The following is a 23,727-nucleotide window of genomic DNA, read 5'->3' on the forward strand; positions in this document are numbered from 1 at the left end:
TTAAATTAGCTGCCTGTAAAAACTAATGACACTATTATGAAAAACTCTACTTATTTAAGTGGGTTTCGATGGCGTAATGCATTGAAGCTGCACTTTAAATTGAGTTGTTTGTTACTGATGGCATTGCTGGCGGGACACCAGGCAAGTGCACAAGGAACACAAACAACGGTTTTAATTAACCCGAATGCCGAAGGCGGCTTTGAAAATGGTAGTACATTCGACGCAAACGGTTGGACTACTGTAAACGGAACCCCGAATACCTGGAACGTAGGAACCGTTCCGGGATGGTTTACGGGAACCGGAGGCGCTTATGTCTCCAACGATACCGGGACTACCTGGGCGTATACCAATTCTACGGCAACCCGTTCTCATTTCTATCGGGATGTTACATTTCCTACGGGAGTAACTACTGTTACGCTTAAATTTGACTGGAGAGCAAACGGTAATGACGGAAACAGTGATAACCTTTTGGTTTATCTTGTGGATACCAATATTACACCAACAACATCAGGGCCAACAGGTACCAATACCACTACAACGGGATGGACCGGATATACCGATGGAACAACAGGATACTACCTGTTACAGCGTAACGGAACCGCAAATCCAACAACTACAACAGCGGTAACCTATTCGCTTACTACAGCGCAAATGAGTTATGTGGCTGGAAAAACAAAACGATTGGTATTTGTATGGAAAAATAACGGATCGACAGGAACGAATCCACCGGCATCGGTTGATAATATTTCATTGTCGGCTGTAGCGCCAACATGTTTAAAACCAGCTGATGTAGCTGCTTCGGCAATTACTACAACTACTGCAACCCTTAACTGGACAGCTTCTGGATCAAATCCGACAAGCGGATACGAATATGAGATCAGAACCAGCGGTGCAGCAGGAAGTGGCGCAACTGGATTAGCTACCAGTGGTACTACTACAGCAGGTGTTACTACAGCATCTTTAACAGGATTGGTGAGCAGTACGACCTATACCGTTTATGTGAGAGCAAATTGCGGTTCGGGCGATTTTAGCGACTGGACGGCAGCTTATACTTTTACAATGTTATGTGATACAGCTGCGATTCCCTATACAGTGCCAATTGAGGCTGTAACGGTACCGGCACTTCCGGTTTGTACAACGGTACAAAACGTAAACAACGATACTAAAACATGGGTAAGTTATGCCAGCACAACCGGAATTACCGGAAAAGTAATGGGATATCCATATCATGGAAGTAATGTCGCAAACGACTGGTTTTTTACAAACGGATTAAACCTTACGCAAGGTGTTGTGTACCGTTTGAAATTCAAATATAAAGATAGTGCTTATGTCGAAAAATTAAAAGTAGGTATCGGAAATGGAGCTGTAAATACAGCCATGACGACTACATTATTTGATGTAACTACAGGAACTGCTTCAACAGTAGTAGCAAAAGAAATCGATTTTACTGTACCGACTACCGGGGTGTATAACATCGGATTCCAGTGTTATTCGGCTGCAAACATGAACGTATTATACCTGGGAGAAATTTCGGTAGAATTAGGTCCTACATGTGTGGCACCAGGTGCCGTAACGGCAACAAACGTTTTAGCGACTTCAGCTACAATCGGATGGACAGCACCAATAGTACTACCATCGGCTGGATACGAATATGAAATCAGAACCAGTGGCGCGGCAGGAAGTGGCGCTACAGGATTGGTAAACAGCGGGTCGACTGCGGCAGGTGTTTTAACTGCAAATATTACAGCATTGACAGCAGTAACAACTTATACGGTATATGTACGATCAAACTGTGGATCCGGAAACTTTAGTGCCTGGACAGCAGCTTATACATTTGCAACATCATGTGAGGCATCTGTAATTCCTTATACAGTGCCGATTGAGGCAGTAACCGTTCCGGCAATCCCGGTATGTACTACTGTACAAAACGTAAATAACGATACCAAAACATGGGTAAGTTATGCCAGTGCAACCGGAATTACCGGAAAAGTAATGGGCTACCCATACCATAGTACCAATGCGGCTAACGATTGGTTCTTTACCAATGGATTAAACCTTACACAAGGAACGAGCTACCGTTTGAGATTCAAATATAAAGACAGCGGTTATGCTGAGAAATTAAAAGTGGGTATTGGAAACTCGGCTGTAAATTCAGCAATGAGCACCACTTTATTTGATGTGACTACCGGAACTTCAAACACAGTAGTAACAAAAGAAATTGACTTTACAGTACCAACTACCGGCTTATATAACATCGGATTCCAGTGTTATTCGGCAGCGGATATGAGTACGTTGTATTTAGGAGAAATTACAGTAGACTTAACACCTACTTGTCTTGCGCCTACAGCATTAACGGCTACAGGAACGACATTAGTTTCTACAACAATTGGATGGACAGCACCGGCTACAGCACCGGCAGCAGGATACGAATATGAAATCAGAACCAGTGGTGCAGCAGGAAGCGGTGCTACAGGTCTGGCAAACAGCGGATCGACTGCGGTAGGAGTAGTAACGGCTAACATTGGAGGATTAACAGCTTCAACAAACTATTCGGTATACGTACGATCTAACTGTGGATCCGGAAGCTTCAGTGCCTGGACAGCAGCTACAACTTTCCGTACCGGATATTGTGTGCCTTCGTCTACTTCGGCGTCTACTTATATCAACAATTTTACCACTACAGGTGGATCGACCAACATTTCGAACACTGCTTCGGGATATACTACAGGAGGATACCAGGATAACTATGCAACAGCAACGGTTACACAGTATCCTACAGGAACCATCAACTTTGCAACGGCTATTGTCGGAGGAACAGTAGGAACCAGTATCTGGGTTGACTGGAACAACGATTTAGTTTTTGATAATGCTACAGAAAGAGTATTTGTTACAACAGCTTACGGAAACGATCAGACAGGAAGTTTTGTAGTACCGGCTGGAACAGCATTAGGCGATTATAGAATGCGTGTACGAATTGATTATAACAGTAGTACACCGGATGCTTGTTCGAATGCAAATACAAGAACAGAAGCAGAAGATTATAAATTAACAGTAGTAGCGATCCCATCGTGTATGCCTCCAACAGCAGTAACTGCAACGGCAAACACCGCTTTTACAGCCACTGTAAACTGGACCGCTTCGGTATCGACACCGGCAAACGGATACGACATTTATTATTCGGAAAACAGCACAGCCCCAGGAGTAGGTACAACACCGAATGCAACGGCAGCTGCAGGAGCGGTAACGACACCATTAGCAGGATTAACACCTTCAACTACATACTATGTTTGGGTACGTTCTAACTGTGGAACCGGAAACACCAGTACCTGGACGTCTGCACCAGTAATCTTTACAACACCATGTAATCCACCGGTAATTTCGGCTACAACGCCAGCAAGTATCTGTGGCCAGGGAACGGCAACTTTGGGAGCAACAGCAAACGAAGGAAACATTAGCTGGTATGCAGCACAAACAGGAGGAACAGCGCTTGGAACAGGAGCTTCGTTTACAACACCAGTAATTTCAGCAACGACATCCTACTGGGTTGAATCCAGCCGAGTAAATGGTACTGTAGCTGTAGGACCGGTTTCGCCAACTGCACAGGGAGGAACAATCGGAGTACAAACAACGGCATGGGAAATCAACTTTACCGTTTTAAAGAACACGAAATTAACTTCAGTAGATATCTTCCCGGTAACATCCGGACAAACCGGAGCGATTATCGTTCGTAGTTCATCAGGAGCAGTAATTGCAACCTATCCGTATACGACAAACGTAAGTGGAGGAGCAACAGCGCAAACCATTACGTTAAACCATGCTTTAGCGCCAGGAAACTATCAGTTATATCCAACATTACCAACAGCTGGAGTAAGCCGTAACACTACAGGAGCCGTATATCCGTATACTTCTTCGGTAGCAAAAATCAACGGAAACGGTTATGACCCGGCTTACTTTATGGGAATGTATAACTGGAAATTCGAAGATTCTTGTACATCAGCAAGAACAGAAGTAGTAGCAACGGTAACAACGCCTCCGGCATTAACATTAAGTACAGCCAGTACAACAGCCGTTTGTAGCGGATCATCCAGTGCTGCGGTAACGATAACAGCAGGAGCTTCAAGTTATGATACCTATACCTGGACACCGGCAACCGGAGTAACCGGAGATGCAACAAACGGATGGGTATTTAATCCGACTGCAACAACTACTTATACCTTAAAAGCAGTTAATGCTACCAGCGGATGTAATATCGAAGCTACTGTAGTGGTAAACATTAACCCGCTACCTGTAGTAAACGTTTCGGGAACACCATCTACAATCTGTGAAGGAAGTACGGCTACTCTTGTAGCAACGACTACTACATCGGCACCTGGAACCATTACAATTGGAACCGGAACCACATTAACCAGTGAAACGGCACAACCAACAGCATTCTGTAACCGTTGGGCACAATACTGGAATCAAACCGTATTTACAGCAGCTGAGTTAACAGCAGCTGGGTTAAAACCTGGAAACATTACTTCGATCGCTTATACTATTACCACATTAGGAAGCGGAACGAACGTAACGAACTTCACGGTTAGAATGGGGACTACCACCAATACTGCCTTAACAGGATTTACAACAACCGGATTGAACTTAGTTTACGGACCGGCAACCTATACGCATGCAGTAGGAGTTAATACCATCACGTTTGCCACACCATTTGTATGGGATGGAGTATCGAACATCATTGTAGATATCAGACAGGATGGAGCTGATTCAACAAATAATGCGATTACGTATTATACGGCTACAACCGACAATACTACGGTATCGGCTACAACCAGTACGTTATCATCTACAACAGTTTTAGCAACAACTAATCCGACACCAAGTTTGTCTAAAAACAGATTAAACGTAGTATTCGGAGGACAGATAGCTTCAACAGGAGCAGGTAACTTAAACTGGATCTGGATGCCGGGTAACTTAACCGGAAGTTCTGTAACAGTAACACCAGCTACAACGACTACTTATACGGTTAGAGGAACAAACCCAACAACAGGATGTTATACCGAGTCTACTGTAACAGTAAACGTTAACCCTGCACCGGCAGCGCCAACAGGAAATGCGACACAAATAATCAATGCGGCAACAGCAGATCAGGCTACTATTGCCAATCTTACAGCAACCGGAACAGCAGTGGTATGGTATGCTACCGAAGCAGATGCCTTAGCAAATGTAAACCCATTGGCGTCGACTACGCAGTTAGTGAACGGAGCTACTTACTATGCAATGCAAACTGTAGGTGGATGTAGAAGTACTGCACCATTAGCGGTAACCGTAACGGTAACATTAAGAACAGGATCATTCGATATGCCAGGATTGAAATACTATCCAAACCCGGTAGTGGATGTATTTACAGTAACGTATACGAACGACATTACTTCGGTTGAGGTATTCAACTTAGTAGGACAACGCGTAATTTCAGTTCGACCAAATGCTACCACAGCATTAGTAGACATGAGTGTGTTGCCAACCGGAGCTTATATCCTTCAGATTAAAGCAAACGGACAATCACAATCTGTAAAAGTGATTAAAAAATAACAAGTTTGTTATGTGATAAATACGAGAGCCTCCCATTTGGGAGGCTTTTTTTATGAGCTGCCGGATTTTGGATTCGACTCGACTCGACTCGACGAGCTTTGTATAGTACCACTGATTATTCGGATACTAAGTTTAGGATTTATTAGAATCAATTGAGTAATAATAAAATGAAAATAATAAATAAAGTTTTTTATAACAATTATTTGTATTTTTGTTATTAATGCAACATTTTTAAAGAGTTTGCTTTATCAGTAATAATTGAGAATAACTTAATATTAATTTTTATGGACGCTATTACATTATTATTTTACAAATTTCGAATATATAAAAAAGAGGTACTGAAACGAATTGCTTTCATTTGTTGGACTGTATTGCTTTTTGGGTTTAGTCAGTCAATAAATGCCCGGAAGTTACCTTGCGACAATTTGCCGTCCTTGCTACTAGAAACCAATTCGATCACAATATGTAGTGGCAACGCTACTCCCGTAGTAACCCTCAAATCCAGGGTTGGTGATTATGATAGTTATGTCTGGTCACCGGCAGCAGGCGTAACGGGAAATGTTACTACAGGCTGGGTATTTGATCCGGCAGAAACGACTACATATACCTTAACCGGATCACAATTTGAAGAGGGTTGTACTAAAACAATTACAATAAAAATATACGTTCTGCCTAACCCGGAAATGAATATTTTGGAGGTACCTGTCATTTGTAAAGGGGCAGTGGCTAACCTGTCGGTTACAACAAGTGGTAATGTGCAGGTAGGAAGAGGTCAAAGAAAAACAATGGGATTTGAAGAGCATTCGGCTTTTTGTAGTAATAAAGCGCAGTATTGGAGTCAGACAGTTATTACGGCTGCAGAGTTAAGATTAGCGGGATTACAACCAGGGGCCATTACCGGAATTGGTTACCATCTTGCCGATAGTGGAAACAACGGCAAGGTGAAAAATTTTTCGATTAATATGGGAACTACTCCCAATACAACCTTATCCGGATTTGTAATGACAGGATTGGTACAGGTTTTTGAATCTTCTGTTTATAACTATCATAAGGGCTGGAATATAATTTCCTTTTCAATACCTTACCTGTGGGATGGAATGTCTAGTATTATTATTGATATCAGGCAGGAAGGTGGAGACAATTTCCAAAATCCGGCAACCCATTATACAGAAGCCGAAAATACAACGGTATGGGCTGCAACTGATATACCATCATCATCAAGTGTACTGACGGCAATGACCCCAACACCTACGCTATCCAAAATAAGGTTTGATGTGCAAATTGAAGGACAGGTAATTACAGAGGATACATTATTTACCTGTACCTGGACACCCGGAGCGTTAACGGGAGCTTCGATAGCGGTTTCTCCATCCGAAACGACAACCTATACGGTTAAAGGCGTAAACGGTTCCGGATGTTTTACAGAGAAAACAGTTACAGTGCATGTGAATGCTACCGAAGCACCGGAACCACCAATAGGGGCAGCCGAACAAACCATCAATGTGGGGCAATTACCCGAAGCTACCATCGCAAAAATTGCGGTTGTCGGAGAGAATATACTATGGTACGCCACTGAAACCGATGCTTTAAGTCATAGCAATCCATTATCTCCCGATACGTCATTGATCAATGATAAAACCTATTATGCGGTCAACGTTGCTGACAGTTGTACCAGCGCGCCATTCGCGGTAACGGTAAAAGTAGCTCTGGGTACCACTTCGTTTGTTATTCCGGGATTACAATACCATCCCAATCCGGTAACCGAGAAGTTTGTGATAACCCATACGGATGCGATTGCTTCGGTTGAAGTAATTGATTTTGTTGGAAAGCGCGTGATATCCCTTCAACCGGATCAGGCAAAAGCATCGGTTGATATGAGTGCTTTGCCAGCGGGAATCTATATGGTAAAGGTTCAGGCCAGTGGACAATTTCAGTCGATAAAAGTGATTAAAAATAAGTAATCCGTTTTTCGTTATAAAAAAGGCTGTCGTAAATATAGAGTGCCTCCAAAAAGTTAGACACTATTTGGGGGCATTTTTTATGGAAATCGATTCGTAAAAACGGGCAGCGGGATTTTTGAAGGGATGGTAATGTTTGTCTGTAAAAGAAGTCTTTTTAGAAAAATCAGATTTATCATAAAACAAACAATAAGTTAATATAATATATATAGTGTTTTTATTTTGTTATAATGTTGTTTTTTGTTTATTAAAATGCTAATTTTTTATATTGGATGATCAATATTTGCTTACATTGGTGCTAATAAACTGTTAATATTATATTTATGAAAAAAATTACTTTATTAAGCAAATTTGGATGGCATAAAAAACCGACACAGGGTTGGAGTGCTTTTTGTTTGTTTATGCTAACGCTTTGGCTGGGACAGTTACAAGCCCAAACGGTTTTAATTAGCCCTACCGGAGATGGCGGTTTCGAAACCGGAACCACACTGGCCGCTAACGGATGGACGGCTTTAGATGATACAACCAATAAATGGGCTTTAGGAACAACTCCGGGATGGTTTACCGGAAACAGAGGAGCCTTTATTTCCAATGATGGCGGAACAACCTGGAATTACAATACAACCGCTACCAGTAGATCCTTTTTCTATAGGGATATTGCATTTCCGGCCGGAGCGACGGCGGTAAACCTTTCGTTCGACTGGCGTGGAAACGGAAATGACGGAAATTATGACAACCTGATGGTTTACATTATCGATACGAATATCACGCCAACCAATGTTGGACCAACCGGAACCAATACCACGACTACAGGATGGACAGGGTATACCAACGGAACAACAGGGTATTATCTGTTGCAACGTGCGGGAACAGCCAATCCGACAACAACAACAGCGGTAGCTTATGCGTTCACTACGGCACAGATGAACTATGTGGCCGGAAAAACAAAACGATTGGTATTTGTATGGAAAAATGACTCGTCCGACGGAACCAATCCACCGGCATCATTGGATAACATTTCATTGACCTCTACGGTACCAACTTGTTTTGCACCAACAGCGATTGTATCAAGTGCGATCACTAAAAACAGTGCTACAATTGCGTGGACAGCACCGGCAACAGCACCGGCAAGCGGATACCAATATGAAGTGAGAAGCAGTGGTGCGGCTGGAAGCGGCGCAACCGGATTGGGAGCTTCAGGAACATCTGCTGCGGGAGTGGTAACACAAAATGTTACCGGACTGGCGCCATCAACAACCTATACGGTTTATGTGCGATCCAACTGTGGAAGCGGCGATTTTAGTGCCTGGACAGCTTCTGCTACCTTTACAACCCAATGTGATTATTTTGATATAACAGGAACAACACCGGGAACGGTATGTGGAACCGGATCGGCAGTACTTACGGCTACGGCAGCGGGTGGAACGATCAACTGGTATGCAGCACAAACCGGCGGAACAGCATTGGGAACCGGTACAACCTTTAATACCCCGGTAATTTCAACAACAACATCCTATTGGGTAGAAACAAGTGTTCCGGGAACGACAAGTGTAGGGCCGGTTTCGCCAACAGCGCAAGGTGGTACCATTGGAACACAAACAATTGAGTGGGAGGTAAACTTTACGGTTTTACAAAATACAAAACTGATTTCAGTAGATGTATTCCCGCAAACATCAGGACAAAACGGAGCGATTATTGTTCGTAGCTCATCAGGAACTGTAATTGCTACCTATCCATATGTAACTAGCGTAGGGGGAGGTGCAACAGCACAAACCATTACGTTAAATCATACGTTAGCACCGGGAAGTTACCAGTTATATCCAACGTTACCATCCGGTGGAGTAAGTCGTAATGTATCCGGAGCAACTTATCCGTATACATCTGCGGCGGCAAACATCACTGGAAACGGATACGATCCAACCTATTTTATGGGCTTCTATAACTGGAAATTCGATCTGTCATGTGCTTCACCAAGAACGGAAGTAGTAGCAACGGTTACTTCGGCACCGGCTATCACGTTAAGTGCCAACAGTACAGCAGCAGTTTGTAGCGGATCGACAAGTAGTGCCATTACACTTGCAACAGGAGGATCAAACTACGATACCTATACCTGGTCGCCTGCAACAGGAGTAACCGGAAATGTGACGAATGGATGGACATTTAATCCGACTGCAACAACTACTTATACCTTAACAGCATCACAATCGGCGGGAAGCTGTGCTACAACTGCAACAGTGGTTGTAAACATCAATCCGAATCCGGTAGTGAATGTTGCAGCAACTCCGGCAACAATTTGTGAAGGAACATCATCATCATTAGCAGCGACAACGCAAACAGTAGGTCCTGGAACGGTAACCGTTGGAACCGGAACTACGTTAACAGGTGATACAACACAACCAACAGCTTTCTGTAACCGTTGGGCACAATACTGGAATCAGACGGTATTTACGGCAGCCGAATTAACGGCAGCCGGATTAAAACCAGGAAATATTACGTCACTTGCTTACCGAATCACATCATTAGGAAGCGGAACAAACGTTACCAACTTTACAATCCGAATTGGAACAACAACAAATTCATCGTTAACAGGATTTACAACAACCGGATTAAACTTAGTTTACGGACCGGCGACTTATACGCATGCGATAGGACTAAACACCATCACCTTTACAACACCATATGTATGGGATGGAACCTCTAACATCATTATTGATATCAGACAAGATGGTGCGGATTTAACGTATAATGCGATCACGTACTATACCGCAACAGCCGATAATACTACGGCATCGGCTACAACAAGTGTATTGTCATCGACAACGGTATTGGCAACAACAAACCCAACACCGGCTTTATCTAAAAACAGATTAAACGTAGTATTCGGAGGTCAGACAAATGCAACAGGACCTGGTGACTTAAACTGGACCTGGATGCCGGGTAACTTAACCGGAAGTACGGTAACGGTATCGCCAGCTACAACGACTACTTACACCGTTAGAGGAACCAACCCAACTACGGGATGTTATACGGAATCGACGGTAACCGTAAATGTAACAGCGGCACCAGCGGCACCAACAGGAGCTGCGACACAGACTTTCAATGTAAATGCACCGTCGGATGCTACTGTGGCTAACCTTGTTGCAACAGGTACAGCAATAGTATGGTATGCTACCGAAGCAGATGCGATAGCAAATGTGAACCCATTGGCGTCGACTACGCAATTGGTAAACGGAGCAACGTACTATGCAATGCACACCGTTGGAGGATGTAGAAGTTTAACGCCACTAGCGGTAACAGCTACCGTAACACTGGGATCAGCGTCATTCAATTTACCGGGATTAAAATATTATCCAAACCCGGTAGTCGATAAGTTTACCGTAAGCTATACCAATGATATTACTTCAGTTGAGGTGTTTAATTTAGTTGGACAGCGCGTAATGGCGATACAGCCAAATGCAACAACTGCCTTAGTAGACATGAGTGTATTACCAACAGGAGCTTATATCCTACAGGTTAAAGCAAACGGACAATCACAATCTATAAAAGTGATTAAAAAATAATAGTTTTTTGAATTGCATGCCTAAGAGCCTCTCAACTGAGAGGCTTTTTTTATGGATATAAGTGATGAATTAACAGAATGATAACCTTATGCATAGTATATGATAATGCGGTAATTAGTGTCTGGTTATTAGGGTTCTATATTTTTGTATCGCTCAAATTGACTGGAGCGGAATACAATAAAAAAGAACTTATTTGAATGAAATTATTACAATTCAACATATCAGAATTATTTACTAAACAACGTTTTTTCGGAGCATTGGTATTAATGCTGTTTGCGATCCATACGACGCAGGGACAGGCGATTTTTAGTAACCCGATAACCGGAACAAATCCCAATACGGCCAATCCGTATACGGCCGGACAAACGGTAAGTCCGAACATTACGGTTTCGGGTATCGGTCGCGGATCGGGGATCACCGGAACCAATACCAACAACCGATATAATGCTACCGGCTGGAATTCCGGAACCCTTTCGAATACCAAATATTTTGAATTTACACTCACACCATCGTCGGGTTATCTTATAAAATTTGCCAGTTTTGAATATACGGCACAGGCTTCCGGTTCTGGTCCGACGTCCTTTTCGTTCCGATCGTCATTAGATGGTTACGCAACGAATATTGGTGCGGCAAATGCAACCGGAACAACGATCAGTTTAGCGGCAGCGGCCTATCAGAACATTACGGCTCCGATTACCTTCCGGCTTTACGCCTGGGGTGCTTCTGCAGCTGGAGGAACGTTTAGTATTAACGATTTTACCTTTAACGGAATTATAACCACAGCTTGTACACAACCTACGGTTACGAGTTTTTTACCGACATCGGCGCCGATTAATACGTTGATCAAAATAAACGGTAGCGGATTTATGAATGGATCCGGAACTTCGGCAGTTTTGTTTAACGGTGTACCGGCAACGTCTTTTACCATTATTTCAAATACGCTTATCGAAGCCGTAGTACCGGTTGGAAGCACCACGGGTGCGGTGAGTATCACGACCAACAACTGTACGGGGACTTCACCGGTTTTTACCGTACTTCGATCGACTTGTACCATGTTGTATTCCGATATTTTTATTTCGGAATTATACGATGCGGATCGTGGAGATGGCGGAATTATCGAACTGTATAACGGAACAGGAGCAACCGTCAATTTATCACAATATGCTGTTCTACGATACGGAACGGCCGGTGATCCGGTGCCTTCCTATACGATAAACCTGTCCGGAAATTTGGCATCCGGAAGCTTATACCTGATCCGAATTGGGAATGATGCACCGATTTGTACGTTTACACAGAATATTGCTTATTCAACCGGATTTAATGCCGATGACGGTTTTGAGCTGGTTAAAAACGGAAACGTAATCGATGCGGTAAATGCACCGGATAATACCGGGTATACCATGATCCGCAGAAACGACGTCGTGGCTCCAAACAGTGTTTATGTGCCAGGCGAATGGAATTCATCGTCTACAGAAAGTTGCGACGATATTGGGATTCACAATTATATGGTATCCAATACCACCTCTATAACCACGCAACCGATAGTACGTACGTTATGCGAAGGACAATCGGCTACTTTTTCGGTGGCCATGAATAATCCAACAGGAGTGACCTATCAATGGAAATTGCTGAATAGTGCTGGAGCCTGGGTAAATGTAACCAATTCGGCACCTTATTCCGGAGCGACAACAGCAGTATTAACGATCAATAATGTTCCAATCGGATTTAACGGCAATCAGTATTACTGTTTTGTAACAACATCGAGCTGTCAGGAGCATTCGTATGCCGCAACGGTAAAAGTAGTGCCAAAACCAACTACTATGGGGATTTATTATAACTAAAACAAGAAACTCATCAAAAAACTCAATAATGAAAAAGAACTATTTTAAAGTATTAATTTTCACGATGGTGATGTTGGCTACCTTAGGAACGTATGCGCAACAAACCATCTGCGTAGGTGCAACAAAGAATTATAGCGTAAATACTCCGGGTACAGGGCCTGCGGGATCGACTTATGCCTGGACGGTAACACCAGCTGCATTTGCCGGAACCATTACCGGAACACCCAATGTAAATGCCAACGCGATCACAATTAACTGGGGGACAACCCCGGCGGGCATTTATACGCTACAGGTTATTGAGACCAATGCTTCCGGATGTCCGGGAACACCTGTAAATCTTACTATCACGATAGAAGCGGCACCAGCCAACCCGGTGCTGACTCTGGATCAGCCAACCTGTGCGATAGCAACGGGAACCATTACGGTAATACCACCGGCCACTGGAACCGGGTATACGTATAGTATTGATGGCGTAAATTATCAGGCATCAAATGTTTTCAATAGCGTTGCGACAGGATCGTATAACGTAACCATCAAAAGCGTGGCAGGTTGTATTTCAGGAAGTACACCAGCTGTGATCGATCCGCAACCGGCATTGCCATCGGCGCCGGTAGCTTCGGTAACGCATCAACCAACCTGTACGGTGGCTACGGGAACGATAACGGTAACCGCACCAACCGGAACGGGTTACGAATACAGTGTTGACGGAACAAATTATCAGACAGGAATGCAGTTCACCGGGCTTACGGCAGGAGCAACGTACAATGTTACGGTAAAAGCACCGGGTGGTTGTATTTCGGCGGCAACATTGTTAACGATCAATGCGCAACCGGTAGCACCGGTAACGCCTACTGTGGTGGTAACACAACCTACTTGTTCGCAACCGATGGCTACTATTGAAGTAACCGCACCACTGGGAACCGGATTAACGTATAGTATCGATGGAGTAAATTACCAAACAAGCCCGATTTTTAATAACGTAGGACAAGGTTCGTATTCGGTAACGGTACAAAACGCTGGCGGCTGTTTTTCACCGGTACAAAACGAAACCGTAAACCCGCAACCATCGGCACCAACCACATCAGCAATCATTTTCAATTAGTAAACCGATAGCGATCGGCAGATTGGAAAAAAACAAAAGAATGAATCAAAAAAGAAGTCATAAAATAATACGCGCTGTGAATCCGAAACTACGAAAACTTGTTCTGAATACCTGTAGTAGTATCCTGTTGGGTATGGGGATTACAGGTTATGCCCAACAGGTCATCTGTCAGGGGACGAGTTCTTCGGTATATAAAGTCGATGCTGCCGAAAACAACGGATTGGGAACACCGGGTTCGGTATATAGCTGGACCATTCCGAATCCGAACTTTTCCGGAGCAATAAGCTTTTCGAATCCGGCGGGTACCAACGAAATAAAAGTCAACTGGGGGAGTTCACCGGCCGGAACCTATACGATACAGGTTCAGGAAAAAGACGTGGCAACAGGTTGTTTGGGACCAATCCAGCAACTAACCGTGCTGCTAAAAAACGCTCCACAACCCCATTTAGTGGATCAGTCGACTTGTGTAAACCCGGTAACCGGAAATCTGGTCGCTCCGGTCGTTTTAAATCCGGGTATTCCGGCAGCCGGACATACGTTTGTGTGGACGTCCAGCAATGGGACATTACCTAATACAACACCAACTCTTTCGGTAACGCAACCGGGTAATTATACGGTTACGGTAACCGATACGGCTAGTGGATGCCAGGGGATGGCTTCGGCAACGATTAGTGTTTCATCGGCGGCAGTCGTACAGGCCATCGTAAAAGAAGCATTCGATCTGGATCAGATCATCGTAGTTTCGGCACAGGGATCGGGAGATTACGAATACCAGTTAAACGATGGGCCGTTTCAGGATAGTCCGGTTTTTCAGGTAAGCACAGCCGGGTATTATACCGTCCGGGTACGTGATAAAAAAGGATGTGGCGACAGCCCGCTTCGTGTATTGGTATTGAACTACCCACGTTACTTTACGCCAAACGGGGATTCGTACCACGATTACTGGAATATAAAAGACTTACCCAATCCGGAGAAGGCGACTATTACCATTTTTGATCGTTATGGTAAGTTGATCAAGCAACTTTCTCCTAAAGAAAGAGGGTGGGACGGGATCTATAATGGTTATCCACTGCCTTCGACTGATTATTGGTTCGTATTGCATTATTATGACGAGGGTGTACCAAAAGAATTTAAGGCACATTTTAGTATGAAACGATAGTTTTTTTACTTTTGAGAGGAATAATTATGATCCTGTTAGAGAGCCTTTATGGTTAATCTGACAGGATTTCCTTTTTTAGGCTGAAAAAAATCGAATATCATAATGAAATAATGCGATAAAAAGCATAAAAAATGCGATAAAAAGTATTTTTGGGTGTTAATTAATATATTGGTAACATACTCATTTTCAAAATAGGTAACATCTTTATATCTTTGAAGTCTCAAAAAAACAAAAGTAAATTTATGAAACAAAAACTACATTGCTTATCATTAAAGTACGCCATGTTCCTATTGGCATGCTTTATGGGGCTAAATTCATGGGGACAGGTGAGTATTACCGCTTTACCTTACACCAAATCGGACAATTTTGATACTTACAACCCATCAAGTGCAACAAATGCGACGAATACACTTCCGGCAGGTTGGTCTTTATCAGGTGCTGCATCTTATAACGGAAGAAATACCGGTACCGCAAATGGAGGAGGATTTTATGCTTACGGTGTGGCAACCCCAACGGCAAATTATAGTTTGGGAGCTTTGCCATCGAGTAGTAATACATACACGTATACCTTGAGTTTTGTAAATAATTCTGGGTCTGCTATTACCTCATTAAAACTTTCCTGGGATTATCAGCAATGGCGTTACGGAGGTGCCAATACTTCCGGATGGGATGTTACCGGAACCGGAGCATTAGCTACGAATACAACTTTAAATGCAAAAGATTTTTCAGGAGTGGCAACCGGAACAAATGGTAACGTTTCCACCACACCGGTAGCTGAATTTACCTTAACCGGGCTGAATATCGCTGTCGGAGCATCCTTTGGGATTAGCTGGGTAACGACGAATCTTTCGGGAACCGATAACGGGGTGTCGATCGATAACTTTACTATGACGGCTACAGGTGCGCCACCAGTAGCACCGGTAGTTACGGGAGCTACTTTTAACGGAACGGTAGGAACGGCTTTTAGTCAGACTATTTCGGCTACGGGTAACCCGACAAGCTATGCGTTGGTAACGGGAACTTTACCAGCGGGATTGACATTAAATACCACAACAGGAGCTATTACGGGAACACCAACAGCAGTTTCTACAGCTTCGGTAACAGTAAAAGCAACCAATACTGTCGGGGATAGTGACCCGGCAACGATCAATTTTAATATTGTAAAAGGAAATCAAACGATAACATTCGCAAATGTTAACAAGCAATATGGTGACGCGGATTTTGCCTTAACGGGAACAGCCAGTTCCGGATTGACGGTTACCTATACTAGCAGTAATCCGGCAGTAGCAACGATTACAGGGAATACCGTAACAATCACAGGAGCAGGAACAACCAATATTACCGCTTCTCAGGTTGGAGATGCCAATTATAATGCGGCTACCGATGTCGTGCGTACTTTAACCGTATCAAAAAGAAATGCAACCGTTACAGGAGTAACGGCAAACAATAAAGTAGCCGATGGAACTACAGCGGCAACCTTATCGGGAACACCAACGCTAACAGGAGTATTGGCAGCCGATGTAGCCAACGTAATCCTGGGTGGAACACCGGTGGCAACATTTGCTTCGTCAGCAGTAGGGAATGGAATTGCTGTGACGGTAACCGGGTACACTATCTCCGGGTCGGCAGCAGCCAACTATAACGTAGTACAGCCAACCGGACTTACGGCTAATATTACAGCAATTGCTGAGCCGGTAGCAACAGCAGCAACGGCAGTAAACGCAAACGATTTTACAGCACATTGGAATGCGGTTCCACAGGCTGATGCTTATCTTTTGGACGTGAGTGAATACGCTTCATTTTCAACTTCGGCAACTGCTAATCTTTTAGAAAAATTCGAGTCAGGATTAAGTACCAGCGGTTACGGATTCGGAACTGTAACACTTACATCAGGAGTCTGGAGTATAAATGCGGTTCTACGAGCGGCTGTGTCTAGTGCCTATGACGGATATGGGGCACAGTTACGAGCTAGTGATGGTAAAATGACATCACCAAGCTTTTCAAAAGTAACATCGGTAACGTTCTTTGCTAAAAGAGGATCAAGTGCCAGTACTTTAAAAGTAAGTAAAATTGTAAATGGAGTAACTACGTTATTGGAGTCATTCCCGTTAGATAATCTCGGATTTGATGAATATACCGTAGCGGTTAACGAAACGGCAAGCGATGTGAAAATTGTATTTGAAAACGGAAGCGGAGTTGGTTATATCGATGAGGTAACCATTAACTACGCTACTACAGCACCTTCGTTCGTAACCGGATATGAGAATCTAAATGTTGGTAATGTTACTTCTTATGTAGTAACCGGGTTAAACCCGAATACAACCTACCACTACAGAGTTCGCGCAAAAAATGCATCGACAACATCAGCGAATTCCAACGTAATTGATGTGACTACAACTGTGACAACTGCAACCTGGAATGGAACGGCATGGTCGAATGTTACCGGGCCAACGGCAACAATTGAAGCCGTTATTGCCGGAGCGTATAATACCAATACAAACGGCGTGTTTACCGCTAAAAAACTAACGTTAAACTCAGGATCATTCCGTTTGGCATCTGGTACAAACCTTACTGTTGTGAACGATGTGGTAAACAATATGACGGCAGCTGATTTCGTAATTGAAAACAACGCCAACCTAATTCAAACAAATGCAGTAGCAAATACAGGAGCGGTAACCGTACATAGAAATTCTGCACCAATCGTAAGACTTGATCATACATTATGGTCCGCACCGGTTGAAGGACAAAACCTTTTCGGTTTCTCACCAAACACGCTAACAAACCGTTTCTATACCTATCAGACAACGACCAATACGTATGTAAATACAGGTTTAACCGCTACTTCTACATTTGTACCGGGTAAAGGATTTGCAGTACGTGCGCCAAACAACTATCAGGCATCTCCGGCTGCGGCCTGGGAAGGAGTTTTTGTTGGAAAACCAAATAACGGAAACGTTACATTTACATTAGAAACAACCGGAACAGGATACAATCTTGTCGGAAATCCATACCCATCGGTTATCGATGGAACGGCTTTCTTAAACGGTAACCTAACAATCGACGGAACATTATATTTCTACGCACATACTTTAACGATGAACGCTCAGGGGCAATTCCCGGCGGGAACCAACTATGCTACATGGACACCGGGATCGGGAGGAGTTGCGGCTACTTTGGGAACTTCAGGAGTTCCGGCCAATGTGCCAAACGGTAAAATTCAGGTTGGACAAGGATTCCTTGTAAAATCCTTACCGGCTGGTGGAAATGTAAGTTTTGCAAATACAATGCGTACGGCCGATAACAACAATCAATTCTTTAGAAGTGTGGCTGGAATGAATGCCGCTATGCCAACAGAAGAAATCGAAAGACACCGTATCTGGTTAAATCTGACTAACGATTCCGGAACGGCTTTTAACCAAATCTTAGTGGCTTATGCACAAGGAGCTACAGCAGGAGTGGATAGAGGATACGACGGTTTGGCTTTCGGAAACACAGGAAGCAGTTTGTCTTCGAAAATTGAAACAGCCGATTATACTATCCAGGGACGTGCGTTACCTTTTAATGATAACGACGTGGTTGCATTAGGGTTTAAAGCGGCTACTGCTGGAAACTACACAATCACCTTGTCTTCATTCGACGGATTGTTCACCGGAAATCAGGAGGTTTATTTAAAAGATAATGCCAACAACGGAGCATTACACAACCTGAAAAACGGAGCGTATACCTTTGCATCGGCAGAAGGAACTTTCGATAATCGTTTTGAGATCGTATACAAAAGCACATTGGGAACTATCGATGCAACATTGGATGCGACTAAAGTTGTAGTGTACAAACAAAATACAGCATTACACATCGAAACGAAAAACACTTCGATTAAAGAGGTAGCTATTTTCGATATCAACGGACGTATGGTATATCAGAAAGCTAAAGTAAACAACAACACATTGGTGATTTCAGATCTTTCTGTGGCACAGCAAGTGTTATTGGTTCAGATAACTGCTGAAGATAACAAAACGACAACAGTAAAAGTAATTTATTAATAAAATACAGATCGGGTAGGACAAATATTTGTCATACCCGATTTAATCCCCATATATTATGAAGAAGATAGGAGTATACAGCTACATTTTTATTTTTACATTATTAGCTAATGTAGTAGCATTTGCAGAAGAAGATCCTGGAGATTTTGGTGGAGATCCTGATGATAACCCATTGGATACGCCGGTGGTGCCAATTAACGGATACGTGATATGGATGGCATTTATTGCGATCGCTTTTGCGATATTTGTGATCAATAAAAGAAGAGCAGCACTTCGTAACTAGAAATAAAAAAACCGGCTTAATTAGCCGGTTTTTTTATGCCTTGTTTGTATTTGTTTTTCGATAGTATTTTCGGATGAGTGAGAACGCTAGAATGATCGCCATAATAGCCAATAGTAAAGTGTATTGGTTTATTGGAATCGGTACTACGGGATCCTCATCACCCGGAGGATCATTAGGGGATAATTCATCAGCAAATAATGAAATGTAAGAAAATAATGAAAAAATAATCATCCATTTTTTTTGTAAAAGTGCGCTCATAAAACTTAATTAGGGAGCATAAAAATAGGAAAAATACCGATAATGTGTTAAAATTTATCATTAAATTAATCGCGTCTAACAATAAAAAAGCGTAAACTTTTGGTTTACGCTTTTTTGGTATAAAGAAGTCTTTTTTAGTTTAATTCCGATGTAAAATGAAGTTTTACGGTAGGGTATTTACTTTGTGTCATCTGAATCGAAAAATCCGAGTCAGCCAGGAATACCAGTTGTCCGTATTTGTCTTTTGCCAGGAATTTTTGTTTGATTCGTTTAAACTCAGCAAATTCTTCGTTTTTAGTGTCTTCCGGACGTACCCAACAGGCTTTAAATGCCGGGAAGTTTTCATATGAACATTTAGCGCCATATTCGTGCTCCAGTCGGTATTGGATTACTTCATACTGAAGTGCTCCTACGGTTCCGATTACTTTACGGTTGTTCATTTCCAATGTAAACAACTGCGCGACACCTTCGTCCATAAGCTGATCGATTCCTTTTTCAAGCTGTTTGGCTTTCATTGGATCGGCATTATTGATATAACGGAAATGCTCCGGCGAGAAGCTTGGAATTCCTTTAAAGTTCATTAATTCTCCTTCGGTTAGGGTATCGCCGATTTTAAAGTTTCCGGTATCGTGTAATCCCACAATATCACCCGGATACGAAATATCGACAATCTCTTTCTTTTCAGCAAAAAAGGCATTTGGACTTGAGAATTTTAGGTTTTTACCCAAACGCACGTGTAAATACGGTTTGTTTCGTTCGAATACACCCGATACGATCTTAATAAATGCCAGTCGATCGCGGTGTTTCGGATCCATATTGGCGTGAATTTTAAACACAAATCCTGAAAATTTGTCTTCGTCCGGTTTTACATTACGCGTATCCGAATCTTTCGGTCTAGGCGAGGGTGCAATCTCGATAAAACAATCCAATAATTCGCGAACCCCGAAATTGTTTAAAGCCGAACCGAAAAATACGGGTTGCAGGTTTCCTTCAAGATAGGCATCGCGATCAAACGGCGGATATACTTCGTCGATCAGTTCCAGTTCGTCACGTAATTTACCGGCTGGTTTTTCGCCAATTATTTTTTCCAGTTCCGGACTGTTGATATCCGAAAAAGCAATGGTTTCTTCTATGTTTTTACGGCTGTCACCTTCAAAAAGATTGATGTTCTTTTCCCAGATATTGTATATCCCCTGGAAATCATATCCCATACCAATAGGGAAACTAAGCGGTGTTACTTTTAAACCCAGCTTTTTTTCCACTTCGTCCATCAGGTCAAAAGCATCCTTACCTTCACGGTCTAACTTATTGATAAAAACGATCATCGGGATATTACGCATACGGCATACTTCCACGAGTTTTTCGGTTTGTTCCTCAACCCCTTTGGCCACGTCCACAACCACGATCACACTATCTACAGCAGTTAAAGTACGAAAAGTATCTTCTGCAAAATCTTTGTGACCCGGAGTGTCCAGGATATTGATTTTTTTGTCTTTATAATTGAATGCCAAAACGGAAGTCGCAACCGAGATTCCTCTCTGACGCTCGATTTCCATAAAATCCGAAGTCGCTCCTTTTTTGATTTTATTGCTTTTTACAGCGCCCGCTTCCTGAATGGCACCACCAAAAAGTAACAGTTTTTCCGTTAATGTGGTTTTTCCGGCATCCGGGTGAGAGATAATACCAAAGGTTCTTCTGCGTTGAATTTCTTTTTGAAAGCTCATTTTAACAAAAATTAAGGACTGCAAAAGTAGCTATAATTTATGAGAACTTTTTAATCGGTTTAAAAATAAGAAGCTTACAGCGTAAGACCGGCGCGATAATTTTTTGTTAATAGTAAAACGCATAGTTGTATAATGTAATTGAATTGTTATTTTTGTTGATTGCTAATCAACTAGTATAAGGGCAATCAGGAAAGCGGTTGCAGATTTTTTTCGAGACTATAAATTATTTAAAATATTTTGAAAGAATGAGGTTAAAACATGTTCTGTTAGGTCTTTGTGTAGCGGCGACTGCGATTTCGTATGCACAGGATAAAACGAAAAAAGTACTTTTCAATATTGATAATCATCCTTATTATACCGACGAATTTAGCCGGGTGTACAAGAAAAATCTGGATTTGGTAAAAGACGAGTCACAAAAAAATCTGGATCAATATCTGGATTTGTTTTTGGGATATAAACTGAAAATTCAGAAAGCCAACAAGCTGGGATTACAAAATGACGCCAATTATTTAGCGGAGTTAAAATCGTATCGTACGCAATTGTCGCGTAACTACATGACCGATACTAAAGTGACCAAAGAGCTTGTGGATGAAGCCTATCAGCGTTCCCTAAAAGAAATCAAAGCTTCTCATATATTGATTACGGTCGATGAAAATGCATCGCCGGCTGATACATTAAAAGCCTATAATCAAGCTATGGATATCCGCAAAAAAGCAGTGGCTGGTGAAAATTTTGATGACCTGGCCGTTCGTTTTTCACAAGACCCTTCTGCAAAAGACAATAAAGGCGATTTAGGTTATTTTTCGGTTTTCAGAATGGTATACCCATTTGAAACGGCAGCTTATAAAACCAAAAAAGGAGAAGTGTCCTTGCCGGTTCATACGCGATTTGGTTACCATCTGATCAAAGTAAATGATATTCGTGATAACAGAGGACAGGTTTCCGTAGCACATATTATGCTGATGAAAGCGGAGAATCCGGTTGAAGGAGAATCGATTAAAAACAATATCGAAGACATCTATAAAAAAATCAAACAGGGCGAAAACTTCGAAAGCCTGGCGCAACAATTCTCTCAGGATCGTTCTTCTGCCGGAAAAGGCGGGCATTTACAACGCTTCGGATCGGGAGAGTTGAGTTCTGAAAAATTCGAAGACGTTGCTTTCTCACTTAAAAATCCGGGTGACATCTCCGAGCCGTTCCAAAGTCAGTTCGGATGGCATATTATCAAACTGATCGAAAAATATCCGGTTCGCAGTTTTGCTGATGTACAAACGGAAATGGAATCCCGAGTGCGTAAAGACGATCGTTCCAAACTGATTGATGCGTCGTTAAGTGAAAAACTGGCTAAAAAATACAATGTAGAGAAAAATCCAAAATTATATGCAAAAGCAGCCAAATTAGTAACCGACAAATTTTATGAAGAAGCCTGGGAAGTACCGGCTTCCACTCCGGAATTAGAAGGTAATCTTTTGGTAATCAATAAAGATAAAAAAGTAAGTGCGCTTGACTTTTTGGATTTTGTTAACACACAACAAAAAACAAAATGGGGTATCCGTCCGATCGGGAAAGTGGTTGACCAGTTGTATGGTAAATTTATCAACAACCAGTTAATGAACTATTACAACGACAATCTGGAAAAAGAGAATCCGGAATTTGCCAACGTAATGGACGAATACCGCGACGGATTGTTATTGTTTGATTTGATGGAAAAAGAAATCTGGAACAAAGCGAAAACCGATACCTTAGGATTAAAAGCATTCTACGAGAAAAACATTGCCAATTACCAATGGCATCCGCGAGTAGAGGCGAATGTGTTCTCTTCGACACAACAGGATGCAATCCAGCAGACATTAAAATTTCTGAAAAAGAAAAAATCCATTGATTTTATTAAAGAGCAACTTAATAAAGACAACAAAGTGTCTATTATGGTGAAGACTGGCGTTTTCGAAGAAGGAAGCGAAGCCTTACCAAAATACCCGAAACTAAATGTGGGGATTTCGGATGTGATCAAAGACGGGAATTACTATTTTGTAATCGACGTGCTTAAAAAGATGCCAAAAGGGCCGAAAACATTTGAAGAAACCAAAGGGAAAGTGATTAACGATTATCAGCAATACCTGGAAAGCAAATGGGTAGACGAACTGAAAAAAGAGTTTACCATCACTATTGATAAAGGTGTATTTAGCGAGGTAAAACAGGAATTACAGCAATAAATA

The 23,727-nt window shown here is 42.4% G+C and carries 11 protein-coding genes; 9 read left to right on the forward strand and 2 right to left on the reverse strand.

What is annotated here, in order from left to right; translation table 11 throughout:
- Nucleotides 1–36: 36 nt before the first annotated feature.
- From E6C50_RS06085 to E6C50_RS06120, 8 genes are all read left to right on the forward strand, one after another.
- A complete protein-coding gene (locus E6C50_RS06085; protein ID WP_136402318.1) occupies nucleotides 37–5,586 on the forward strand; it encodes a fibronectin type III domain-containing protein in 5,550 nt (1,849 codons plus the stop codon).
- Between the two features lie 434 nt (nucleotides 5,587–6,020).
- The gene (locus E6C50_RS06090; protein ID WP_168732759.1) at nucleotides 6,021–7,547 is read left to right on the forward strand and encodes a T9SS type A sorting domain-containing protein; all 1,527 of its coding nucleotides are present in this window, start codon (nucleotides 6,021–6,023) and stop codon (nucleotides 7,545–7,547) included.
- Between the two features lie 320 nt (nucleotides 7,548–7,867).
- A complete protein-coding gene (locus E6C50_RS06095; RefSeq protein WP_136402320.1) occupies nucleotides 7,868–11,104 on the forward strand; it encodes an Ig-like domain-containing protein in 3,237 nt (1,078 codons plus the stop codon).
- Nucleotides 11,105–11,301: 197 nt separating this feature from the next.
- Nucleotides 11,302–12,945 (forward strand): lamin tail domain-containing protein, encoded by a 1,644-nt coding sequence (locus E6C50_RS06100; protein WP_136402321.1) that lies wholly within the window; start codon nucleotides 11,302–11,304, stop codon nucleotides 12,943–12,945.
- A 28-nt stretch (nucleotides 12,946–12,973) separates the two neighbouring features.
- A complete protein-coding gene (locus E6C50_RS06105) occupies nucleotides 12,974–14,047 on the forward strand; it encodes a hypothetical protein (protein WP_136402322.1) in 1,074 nt (357 codons plus the stop codon).
- A gap of 40 nt (nucleotides 14,048–14,087) precedes the next feature.
- Complete coding sequence (locus E6C50_RS06110; protein WP_136402323.1) at nucleotides 14,088–15,206, forward strand: T9SS type B sorting domain-containing protein; 1,119 nt, start codon at nucleotides 14,088–14,090, stop codon at nucleotides 15,204–15,206.
- A gap of 242 nt (nucleotides 15,207–15,448) precedes the next feature.
- On the forward strand, nucleotides 15,449–19,246 hold the full coding sequence (locus E6C50_RS06115) for a beta strand repeat-containing protein (RefSeq protein WP_136402324.1): 3,798 nt from the start codon (nucleotides 15,449–15,451) through the stop codon (nucleotides 19,244–19,246).
- 58 nt (nucleotides 19,247–19,304) lie between these two features.
- Entirely contained in the window at nucleotides 19,305–19,529 is a 225-nt protein-coding gene (locus E6C50_RS06120; RefSeq protein WP_136402325.1) for a hypothetical protein, read from the forward strand.
- Nucleotides 19,530–19,562: 33 nt separating this feature from the next.
- Here E6C50_RS06120 and E6C50_RS17840 read toward each other — a convergent pair whose 3' ends face one another.
- A complete protein-coding gene (locus E6C50_RS17840) occupies nucleotides 19,563–19,787 on the reverse strand; it encodes a hypothetical protein (protein WP_211089521.1) in 225 nt (74 codons plus the stop codon).
- A gap of 134 nt (nucleotides 19,788–19,921) precedes the next feature.
- Nucleotides 19,922–21,511, reverse strand: a complete 1,590-nt coding sequence (locus tag E6C50_RS06125) for a peptide chain release factor 3 (RefSeq protein WP_136402326.1) — start codon at nucleotides 21,509–21,511, stop codon at nucleotides 19,922–19,924.
- 245 nt (nucleotides 21,512–21,756) lie between these two features.
- On the opposite strand from E6C50_RS06125, the gene E6C50_RS06130 reads away from it, so the two are divergent.
- Complete coding sequence (locus E6C50_RS06130) at nucleotides 21,757–23,724, forward strand: peptidylprolyl isomerase (protein WP_136402327.1); 1,968 nt, start codon at nucleotides 21,757–21,759, stop codon at nucleotides 23,722–23,724.
- Nucleotides 23,725–23,727 lie beyond the last annotated feature (3 nt).

The sequence above is a fragment of the Flavobacterium supellecticarium genome, from assembly GCF_004801375.1.
Lineage (GTDB): Bacteria > Bacteroidota > Bacteroidia > Flavobacteriales > Flavobacteriaceae > Flavobacterium > Flavobacterium supellecticarium.

Bases quoted from the DNA above. Each gene is read 5' to 3' on its own strand.
- E6C50_RS06105 (WP_136402322.1), top strand. From the start codon at position 12,974: ATGAAAAAGAACTATTTTAAAGTATTAATTTTCACGATGGTGATGTTG.
- E6C50_RS06120 (WP_136402325.1), top strand. From the start codon at position 19,305: ATGAAGAAGATAGGAGTATACAGCTACATTTTTATTTTTACATTATTA.
- E6C50_RS06130 (WP_136402327.1), top strand. From the start codon at position 21,757: ATGAGGTTAAAACATGTTCTGTTAGGTCTTTGTGTAGCGGCGACTGCG.
- E6C50_RS06085 (WP_136402318.1), top strand. From the start codon at position 37: ATGAAAAACTCTACTTATTTAAGTGGGTTTCGATGGCGTAATGCATTG.
- E6C50_RS06100 (WP_136402321.1), top strand. From the start codon at position 11,302: ATGAAATTATTACAATTCAACATATCAGAATTATTTACTAAACAACGT.
- E6C50_RS06115 (WP_136402324.1), top strand. From the start codon at position 15,449: ATGAAACAAAAACTACATTGCTTATCATTAAAGTACGCCATGTTCCTA.
- E6C50_RS17840 (WP_211089521.1), bottom strand. From the start codon at position 19,787: ATGAGCGCACTTTTACAAAAAAAATGGATGATTATTTTTTCATTATTT.
- E6C50_RS06125 (WP_136402326.1), bottom strand. From the start codon at position 21,511: ATGAGCTTTCAAAAAGAAATTCAACGCAGAAGAACCTTTGGTATTATC.
- E6C50_RS06110 (WP_136402323.1), top strand. From the start codon at position 14,088: ATGAATCAAAAAAGAAGTCATAAAATAATACGCGCTGTGAATCCGAAA.
- E6C50_RS06095 (WP_136402320.1), top strand. From the start codon at position 7,868: ATGAAAAAAATTACTTTATTAAGCAAATTTGGATGGCATAAAAAACCG.